This is a genomic window from Sphingomonas sp., from assembly GCF_019242355.1.
Classification (GTDB): Bacteria; Pseudomonadota; Alphaproteobacteria; order Sphingomonadales; family Sphingomonadaceae; genus Sphingomicrobium.
The window spans coordinates 1-9029 of record NZ_JAFAVR010000174.1; the positions used below are offsets into that span (position 1 = coordinate 1).

The window sequence follows — 9029 nt, forward strand, 5'->3', positions numbered from 1 at the left end:
CCTGTTCGCCGGTCCTCCGAGTTGATCAGGAAGGCGTCTGTCTTTTCCGGCCGAAGACGATGTCGGTCACTAAGCGTTCGCCGTCAAAGCTACCGAGCTGGACAAAGACATCGACCGTCGTCCGGATGTAATTGCCGATCTCCGACCGGTTCAATTCCGTTCCCGCCGACATCGACAGCATGGCGAGCTGATCGACCGCGCCCTCGGGCGAGTTCGCGTGGAGCGTCGTGATCGATCCGGGGTGTCCCGTTCCCACTGCCCGCAACCAGCTGATCGCTTCCGTGCCGCGGATCTCGCCCATGATGATCCGGTCCGGCCGCAAGCGAAGCGCTGCCTCGACGAGCTCGGCCGGGCTGACGGACGCTTCCCCAAGCCTGCCGCGAACAGCGATGAGCCCGACAGCATTTTCGTGGTGAAGGCGAATCTCGGGCGTGTCCTCGATCAACACGAACCGTTCAGAGGTCGGCGCTTCCTTTAGCAGCGCGTTGAGGAAGGTCGTCTTGCCGGTGCCAGTGCCGCCGGAGATGACCATCGTCTTGCGCCGGCGCACCGCCAGGGAGAGGAATTCCGCAGTCCTGCCCTCGGCTAGCAGCCCTTCCAGTTCCTCATCGACGGCGCGAGTCGATCTCGCAGCTTCGCCGACATGGGCAAAGGCGCCTGATGAAATGTAGTCGGACAATGTCAGGTCGCGCAGGCCGTGCTTGCGGATGGCGACGATGACATTGCCGCGCGTTGCCGGAGGCGCGCAAATCTGGACTCGCGCACCGTCGGGCAGTGTCGCCGAGAGCAAGGGATGCTCACGGTTGATTCCTTGGTCCGAAGACGCCGCAATCTGCCGTGCAAGCCGCCAAAGGGACGCGTCGCTCAGGGCCGGATTGTCGCAGCGCTCGACACCTTTTGCGGTCTCAAGCCACATTTCACCCGGGCGGTTGATGTAGACGTCGGTCACGTCGTCCCGCGCAAGCGCTTCGGCGAGCGGGTCGAGGAAAGCGTCGAGATAGACGCGGCTTGGATTGTTCATTTCGCTGGACCGACCGCCGAAAAGTCGAGATCGCGGGCGACGAACACGCGGATCGTTGCACCCGGCTTGGTCGTGATCGTCGGCGGAATGTCGCTGTTCTGCGTCGCCTGGGTCGCAAGGCTCGTCGCTTCGCCTGCGTTCCCGACGAGGATGGTCGATCCTCCCGCCAGCGCCGCGGATGCCGCGTTGATGCCGCCGCTCAGAACCGTCGTCAGGATGGCGCCCCCGAATCTCTGGAGGAAGTGGCGATTGACTTTCCCGCCGATCCCTCCGCGCCCAAGGTCATCCGTCGCCGGCGAGGCGAGCTCGATGCTGACGCCGTCCGGGCGGATCAACCGCGTCCAGAGGACGAAGACTCGCGAGGCGCCCTGAGCGACGCCCGATTTATACTGGCCGATGAGGCGGCTGCCGGCCGGGATGAGGACCGCTGACCCGTCGAAACTGTAGACGTCGCGTTGCACGACCGCCCGCGCAAAGCCCGGCAAATCCGAATTGAGTGCCGTTTCCATGACCGCGCCGATCAGCGCCCCTTGCGGTATCAGCCGGCTCAGCCCGGTCATCTGCCGGGCGTGCGCAACCTGAACGTCCTCGTTGCCGACGCGGTCCGAAAACTGCTCGGTGCTCGAGAGGTTTCGGTTGTCCGGAGCCGGTGTTTGTGGCCCGAGGGCTCCGCCATCGTTCCTCACAGCCGTGCCGGCGGCTCCGGGCGGACCCGGCGGCGGCGCGGCCTGGGCGATGTCGACGACGAGCGCGGGCGCGCGCAGACGGTCTTCGAAGCGACTTGCCTCCCGTGGCGGGCTCGATTGTGACAGCGGCGGCGCGACGATGGCAGGTTGGGAAGCGAAGCCGGAATCCGTCGCGTGCAAGGTCAGGGGGGTACCGTTAGGGACGAACCAAGATGGAGCATCGGGCTTGGGGGCGGCGGTGGCCTTGTCTCCGGGGAGCGGTGCCGGGGCTGGCGCCTCCGCCGCTTGCAGCGAGGGAAGGCCTCCATCTTCCATCCTCGCCGCGCGGGCCTCGGATAGCATGAAGAAGACGCCGAACCCCAGCATCGTCAGCGCAATGGCGGCGCCCTTCACCGAGGCCGGCTTCTGTGCCTTCGCCACTGAAGGCCGATGGATCGGGACGTCGGCATTCATTGAGCCGCTCCAGCTGCGTAGGTGACGGTTGCGAACTGATTGCCCGAGCGCAGCGTAAACCTGCCGCTCGTCTGCTGGACGATGATCACCCGGTCCCGCACTTGCGTGTTGACCAGCGACTCCGCGGTTTTCGGTCCGCCGGCATAAATGGCGGGAAATGGCATGTCCTGCGGGAATTCGAAGTAGGTCGATTCGCCGTCATCCCAGACTCGCGAGGGACGCACCGACACGTCGCCAGCGATCGTGTAGGTATATCGGAGTTGCGGAGGCGGCGGGGGCAAAGGCTCGCTCACCGCCTGCACGACCTCCTTGGGATAGTCGAACTGGACCACCCACGGCGTGTAGGGCGAGCGCGGTCCGGCCTGCAGTTCGAATGCATAGCGTCGGCGATCGGTGACGACGGTCATGTTGGTCGCGGCATTCTTGATCAGCGGCTTCAGAAATAAGTCCCGCGCCTTCTTGTTGGGGGTGACCTGCCAGGCAAGCGCATCGCCGATCGAGACATTCTCGATCCGCTCGTCGGGACCGAACTCGATCATGATCTGCCAGCCGAGCGCGCCATTGAGCTCGGTCACCTGGTCCGGGTCGTACGGAACCGACTGGATGTGAGGATCGACGAGGCCGGGCTCAGGCCGGCGAGCGGCCGTCAGCGACAACAGCAGGAAGGCGAGGCCGCGCTTCATCCTGCGAGTCCCTCGGGATCGCTGCGATAGCGCGTCACCTGGAACCCGAGCGGATTTTCGAACCGGTCGTCCTGTCGGAGCGGACGGCCACTGAAACCAAAGCTGATCGCAGCCACGTAATTCGAGCTAAGGCCGCTGGCGGCGCCCGCCGCCGTGCGAGTCACGGTGTAGCGAACGATCGCGGCGCCGTCGGCGATCAAGGAAACGCTGCGCACCCTTACGGAGACCATATCTCCACGATTGAGTGTGTTCAGCGGGCTCGACGGATTACTCGCCGCCATTTGCGCGACATAGGCCTGGCGGACCGGCGGTGCCGACAGGATCTGGACCCGGTGGTATTGCGTCGCGAGGTCCGTCGCGTCGAAAGTCTCGCGGGCGACGACATAGCCGGCGAGCTGCGCCTGGATCAGGGCTTCGTTCTGGCTCAGCGACCCTTGCTTGACCGTGGTCACCGGCTCGACCGCGCCGGTTTGGCGATCGACCGTCAGCACATAGGGCTGAACGGTCTTCAGCGGCACGAGCAGCAGCAGCGTGACGGCAAGCAGTAAGGCGATGATCGCCGCTCCGGCAGCGACCCGCCAGGCAATCCGCGCCTCTCGCGCGGACTTCGCCGTCTGGCCATCCGCCCAGCTTTGCGCAGCCGCATAATATTCGTCACGACTGCTCATCCATCTCTCCGTCGAGCCGCGCGCGACGACCGACTGCTTGTCCGAACGTGCCGATTGGGCCGCTCGAACATCGTCAGCGGTTCGACGGATCTATTGCCGCCAACACTGACCGATCCTTGACCTGAATTCCGGTCCGAGCGCGACGTCGAACCCCAGGCCGGAGCGCCGACAGGCGTTCGTCGCTCGCGAAGGACGATTCCTTGCAGGGCGCGGCTCGCGCCAGGGGCGGATGCAAGCACGACTGGACCGTGGGCGGCCTGCTGATCGAGGACAAGGGCTCGCGCTGGCTCAGCCTCCGCCACTGCCGCATGGGAGCGGCCAATCCGAGGAAGCCGGATCCCGAAACCGATGCGGGTACCTGCTCGCACGGCAACCGCGATCGTGACGGCGAAAACGACCGCTACCAAGGCGATGGGCATGACCAGGCCGATGTCGAAATCTCCCGAAGCCTGTTCCGCTAACAACCGCGCGATCATCGGGTCGAGAATCGCAAATTCGACAGCCGCGATGATCAGGATGAACAGTGGGGCGAGCGCCGCTGCGGTCATCGCCCCGAACCATCCCTGCGCCATGCCGCGCGTCCCGTCGAACAACAGAAGCCCTGCCATCGCGGGGGCGATCGCCAGCAACACCGCCAGCACGACGCGGAAAACGACGAGCATGCCGACGATCGACAAAGTGAGCAGCACGGACGAAATATTCAGAGCAGCAGCAGCAGCCGCGGGACCCCCGACGAGTGGCGATGCGATTCCGGCCCGCATGCGGTAGCCGACGGTTGCGTTCGCCAGGCTGTCGATTGCCGACTGCAAGCTGTCGAGCGGCGACTGCGCACCGATGCCCGTCAGGACGTCGCCGGCAACCTGCGTCGGTGCTCGGGCAAGACCATCGTAGGCAAGCGACTGCCAGCTTTGCCACGATGTCGCGATCAGCAGGACGACCCCGATCTTCAGCGTTAGCGCTACGGCGTCCGAAAGGATCAGCCCGCGGCCGAGCAGGAGCCGGTAGCCGAAGAATGCGACCGCGATGATCAGTAGACCAGTCAACGCGGTCGAAATCGTTCCGCCGGGTTGTGCCAGCGCTGCATAACCGCGTTCGACAAGTCCGAACGCCTGGCAATCCGTGTCGGACAGCAGCCGTGCTGCGAAGGCGTCCGTCGCCGGTGGGGTGCAGAATGGCGCGGTCATGCGACAGCCAGCAGGCGGGGCAGCCAAGCATCAGGAGCGTCGCCGGTTTCCTGACGAATGTCGTCAAGCAGCCGAACGGTTCGCTCGCGACCCGACAGGACCGTGAGCAAGTCCGGTTCGGACGCCAGATTCAGCCTCACGACCACGCTGTCCGATCCGTGCTTTACCAGGAAAGCGCGCGCCGTTTCGGGAATGCTGCGCACGAGATCATATTCGTGCTGCGTCAGGCCGAAGCCGTCGATGTAATCGCGGGCCTGTGCGGACGCATTCGCCATGAAGATTTGCGTGCCCGCCTGCTCGATAATGGCGGAGGCGATCTTGCTTTCCAGGGCATCCGACGCGGACTGGGTAGCGAAGCCGACGATGCCGCCGCGTTTGCGGATGGTCTTTTCCCAGTCACGGATGCGGGCGACGAAGACCTCGTCGTCGAGCGCCTTCCAGCCTTCGTCGACGACGATAATCGTCGGCTTGCCGTCGAGGCGCTCTTCGACGCGATGGAAGAGGTAGAGCATCGTCGGCGATCGAAGCTCCGGCTGGTCGAGGATCGCCGTCATGTCGAAGCCGATGGTATCGGCGGAGAGGTCCAGGCCGTCCTCGGCATTGTCGAATAGCCAGGCATGCTCGCCATCGCTGTGCCAACGAGCGAGACGCGCGGCGAGGTCGGTTCCGGATGCTCGCCCGCGGCCCCGGAACAGCTCGGCCAGGTAACGCAGCCGGCGATGCTCGGGCGGTCCGGCGTAGGAGGCGTCAATGGCATCGGCGATCCAGGCCGCCTCCTCCACGCTGGGTGGCTCTCCCGCGCCCGTTGCGAGGTTTGCAACCCAGTCGGAAAGGAAGCGGCGATTGGCCTGAGTATCGGGCAGACTGAGTGGATTGAGCCGCGTCGCGGTCCCTGGCCGCAGAGTGTCGTAAGAGCCGCCAATGGCGCGCAAGAAGATCTCGGCGCCGCGGTCCTTGTCGAAGAACACCGTTCGCGGCGAGTACCGCCGCGCCTGGGACAGCAGGAAACCGAGTACGACGGTCTTGCCCGAGCCGGAAGGTCCGATGATCGTGAAATTGCCGAGGTCGCCACGGTGGAAATTGAAGTAATAGGGTCCCGCGGACGTCGTCTCGAACAAGGTGACGGCGTCGCCCCAATGGTTGCCGGATTGCTGCCCAACCGGGAAATTGTGCGAGCTCGCGAAGCCCGCGAAATTGGCCGACGAGACCAACGCCCGTCGCGCAATATATTGAAAGTTTCCCGGAAACTGCGCCCAAAACGCGGCCTCGAGCCCGAGTTCCTCACGAACCGCGACGAAGCCTGTGTCGGTCAACGCGGCCTGGACTTCGCCGACGGCGATATCGAGCTCGGAAAGGTCGGCGGCCTTCACCATCACGGTGAGGTGGTGCTCCCCAAACAGGGCGCGGCCCGCCGACACGTCGTCCTTGGCAAGCGCAAGCTCGGATCGCAGCGAAACGGCGGAATCATCGGCCGATCGCATCCGCCGAAGCGCCAGGTCCATGCGCTCGAGTGCTGGCCCGCGATCAACGACGGCGAAACTTTGGGTAACGACCATTTCGAAAGGCAGTCGATAAATGTCGTCGAGCATGCCGGCGTCGGTTTCGGCCGGATAGTCCTTCACGGACAGGATCGCCGCGACCTCGCTCGGCGCTCCGTCGACCGGGCCGAATTCGATGGCGTCCGCCCCGAAGCTGATCCGGCGCTTCGCAAGCGCGTGACCGAGATCTCCTTGGGGGAGCAGCATCGGGGCGAACGTCCCGTTCAAAAGTCCACCGAGAAATTCCGCCGGCTGGGAGCCAAGTCGGCGAGGCAGGTCCTACGCCTCGGGGAGGTGCGGACCGTAAGGCTCCAGGGCGGCAAGCAAGGCTTCTCGCGCCTGGTTGAGCTCGCGGATGTCGGCGGCCGTGCCCGGCCGTTCGGCCTTGGCTCCGCCGAAGAGCCCAAGCAGCTTGTCGGCCGCGCGCGCCCGGCCCTTCAGCGGGCGCAGGATCAACGTGAGATAGAGGTCGTTCACGAACAATCGCCGGCTGGTCAAACGACCGCGCCAGGCCTCGTCCAACTCGCGGCTGAAGTCGTCCGGGAAGCTTCCGTCGAGCTCCGGTTCGACAACTCGCCTCACGAGGTGATGCACTAAGGCGAAGCGTGAAGACGCGACAGCCTGAAGCATCAGGCTTCGCGCCGCCTTGCGCGCGTCGAGCTGCACGGCATCGATCGTCTCAAACGGCAGGCCAGCAAGGCGGATGACCTGCATCGCCAGACCCTCTCGGGTCACGATGGTGTAGTCGTCGACCTGCGCGAGATATGGCAGATGGTCTCCGACTGCCCGTTCGCGTGCGGCCGCCTTGTCACGGCCGATAGACATTTGCACCCCACAAGTTGCGATTGGGAACGCGAGGAATTCGTCGCAATTTGGTAAGCCAAACCGACATGATGTGGGGATCGCGAAGGTGCGCGGCATAGCCGATGCCGTGGATGACGAACACTGGCACAAGCGCAAAGAGGCTCTTGAAGATCAGGAACAATTCGGCTCCGACAATCCCGTTGAGCACGAAGAAGGGATAGGTCACGCCCGCAACCATCTGCGGGCGCGCCAGCGCTCGAAACAGGCGATCGCTCGCCATTCGTCAGCCGCCCGCTGCCGAGCGAATGCCGCCAACGATCGAGGCCGCGCCGAAGAGGATGAACAGCCCGAGGACGACGGTCGCGCCGTACTTCCAGTTGATCCGTCCGGTCAGCATCATGAAGCCGACGGCGGCGACGGCGATCACGGCGACTGCTGTCGCGACATTGCCGAGCAGGGTGCCCTGAAGCCAGTCGACCGCTCCCAGGATTGGCCCGGAGCCGGCAGGATCGGGTGCCGCCGACTGGGCGCTTGCAGCCGTGGCAGGGATTGCGAACAGGAGAACTAGAGATCGGTAGCTCATGGTCACGGAACCTCGATGACTGCGGGGTGGACGCTGAAAGATACGGACTGTGCGATTACAGGATGCCATCGGCTCATGATTCTCGACACATAGGCCTGGGTTTCGGCGAAGGGCGGAATCCCGTGATACCGAAGCACGGCGCCGGGACCGGCATTGTAAGCGGCAAGTGCGAGCGGCACGCTGCCGAACCGGTCGAGCTGTCGGCGCAAATAGACGGCACCGCCGCGAATGTTGTCCTTCACATCATTTGGATCGACGCCGAGCTCTGCCGCCGTCGCGGGCATCAGCTGCAGCACGCCGATCGCGCCCCTGCTGCTCACCGAATTGGCCCGAAACCCGGACTCCTGCCGGGCCACGGAGAGCAGAAGATCTCGGTCCAGCCCGGTCCGCGCGGCTGCATCGACCAAGAGGTCCGCGGTGCCCTGGGTGGTGACTGCATCGGTCTTTGCCGGGAGCATCGCCTTTGCCTCCCCATCCTGAAAAACGGTCGGGCGGTCGTAGGTCGTGACCGTACCGTTCGAGCCGATCTCAAGAACTTGAGCCTCGGCGGGGACTGCGACGAGAATCGCGACGCTTGCGCATATGGTCGCTCGAATCATCATTCCATGTGATCCGGTTTGTAGCCTGGAGTAGGGACGAGAGAGACGAAGATTGCAAGCGCCGCAATCGCGATCAGCCAGCTGCAAACCACTTTGATCGCAATGGAATAGCCGCGTTCGACAATCCAATGCCCGGGCAGGAACAAGAATCCGAACGGGATTGCGACGATCAGCTCCATGCGCTGGCCCGTGACGGACGCGACAAGGCCAAGCCAGACGCCGGCGTTGACGCCTGCAATGAGAGCAGCCGGAGGGGGAAGACCCTTGGGGAGATACACCAGTGCCGCCGTCGCCAGCGTACTTGCCAGGAGGCCAGCGAACAGGATGTCCTGGGAGCCCTTCGACATCGCGATGAGCGCTCCAGCGCCAGCACCGGCGATCGCAAGGAGCAAAGCGATGCACGCCGCTCGCCAGGACGTGAAGGAAAGCGCCAAACCCAGCGCTGCGGCCAGCAAGAACAGGGGGACCGGACCGGCGTTCACAAGCCCGGCACTGCGCTAAGAAACCACAGTCCGCACAGGGCGATGCCCGCGCCTCCGGCTCGCAGCAATAGGTCGCCCCTCTTGCTCTCGCGCAGGAGGCCAAGCGCGATTCCAACGACGTGCAGCATGCCCGTGCAAAGGACGAACCCCGCGCTGTAGCCGACCGGGTCCGCGGCGGACGGCAGCTCAGCTCCGTGCGCGTACCCGTGGCAAAAGGCGAAGGCGGCGACGATTGCGCATGCGATCCACACCGGAGCGCGGACCGCGAACAGAATGACGAGCCCCAGGGTCAGCACGGAGAGCGCGATGCCAAGCTCGACAGGGGGAG

General features: G+C 64.8%; 10 protein-coding genes and 1 pseudogene. All 11 read right to left on the reverse strand.

The genetic code is table 11. The features are described from left to right. Positions 1 to 25: 25 nt before the first annotated feature. Positions 26 to 1021 (reverse strand): P-type DNA transfer ATPase VirB11, encoded by a 996-nt coding sequence (gene virB11 / locus JOZ79_RS08735; RefSeq protein WP_294073280.1) that lies wholly within the window; start codon positions 1019 to 1021, stop codon positions 26 to 28. After that, positions 1018 to 2160 carry a TrbI/VirB10 family protein gene (locus JOZ79_RS08740; protein WP_294073282.1) on the reverse strand — a complete coding sequence of 381 codons (1143 nt, stop codon included), beginning with the start codon at positions 2158 to 2160 and terminating at the stop codon, positions 1018 to 1020. Before JOZ79_RS08740 ends, virB11 begins: the two co-directional genes overlap by 4 nt. Beyond that, positions 2157 to 2843: a TrbG/VirB9 family P-type conjugative transfer protein gene (locus JOZ79_RS08745; RefSeq protein WP_294073284.1), complete on the reverse strand. Its 687-nt coding sequence runs from the start codon at positions 2841 to 2843 to the stop codon at positions 2157 to 2159. The genes JOZ79_RS08740 and JOZ79_RS08745 overlap by 4 nt, the downstream gene beginning before the upstream one ends. Next, a complete protein-coding gene (locus JOZ79_RS08750) occupies positions 2840 to 3511 on the reverse strand; it encodes a VirB8/TrbF family protein (protein WP_294073286.1) in 672 nt (223 codons plus the stop codon). Before JOZ79_RS08750 ends, JOZ79_RS08745 begins: the two co-directional genes overlap by 4 nt. Continuing rightward, positions 3508 to 4695 (reverse strand): type IV secretion system protein, encoded by a 1188-nt coding sequence (locus tag JOZ79_RS08755; protein ID WP_294073288.1) that lies wholly within the window; start codon positions 4693 to 4695, stop codon positions 3508 to 3510. Before JOZ79_RS08755 ends, JOZ79_RS08750 begins: the two co-directional genes overlap by 4 nt. Beyond that, a pseudogene (locus JOZ79_RS08760) lies at positions 4692 to 7058 on the reverse strand (VirB4 family type IV secretion/conjugal transfer ATPase). Before JOZ79_RS08760 ends, JOZ79_RS08755 begins: the two are co-directional and overlap by 4 nt. Next, entirely contained in the window at positions 7042 to 7317 is a 276-nt protein-coding gene (locus JOZ79_RS08765) for a VirB3 family type IV secretion system protein (RefSeq protein WP_294073290.1), read from the reverse strand. The pseudogene JOZ79_RS08760 and the gene JOZ79_RS08765 overlap by 17 nt, the downstream one beginning before the upstream one ends. A gap of 3 nt (positions 7318 to 7320) precedes the next feature. Beyond that, on the reverse strand, positions 7321 to 7620 hold the full coding sequence (locus JOZ79_RS08770; protein WP_294073292.1) for a TrbC/VirB2 family protein: 300 nt from the start codon (positions 7618 to 7620) through the stop codon (positions 7321 to 7323). Between the two features lie 2 nt (positions 7621 to 7622). Beyond that, entirely contained in the window at positions 7623 to 8222 is a 600-nt protein-coding gene (locus JOZ79_RS08775) for a lytic transglycosylase domain-containing protein (RefSeq protein ID WP_294073294.1), read from the reverse strand. Next, positions 8219 to 8701: a hypothetical protein gene (locus tag JOZ79_RS08780; RefSeq protein WP_294073296.1), complete on the reverse strand. Its 483-nt coding sequence runs from the start codon at positions 8699 to 8701 to the stop codon at positions 8219 to 8221. Before JOZ79_RS08780 ends, JOZ79_RS08775 begins: the two co-directional genes overlap by 4 nt. Continuing rightward, positions 8698 to 9029: HupE/UreJ family protein (locus tag JOZ79_RS08785; RefSeq protein ID WP_294073298.1), on the reverse strand; the 332-nt coding region annotated here is incomplete at its 5' end. The genes JOZ79_RS08785 and JOZ79_RS08780, both read right to left, overlap by 4 nt.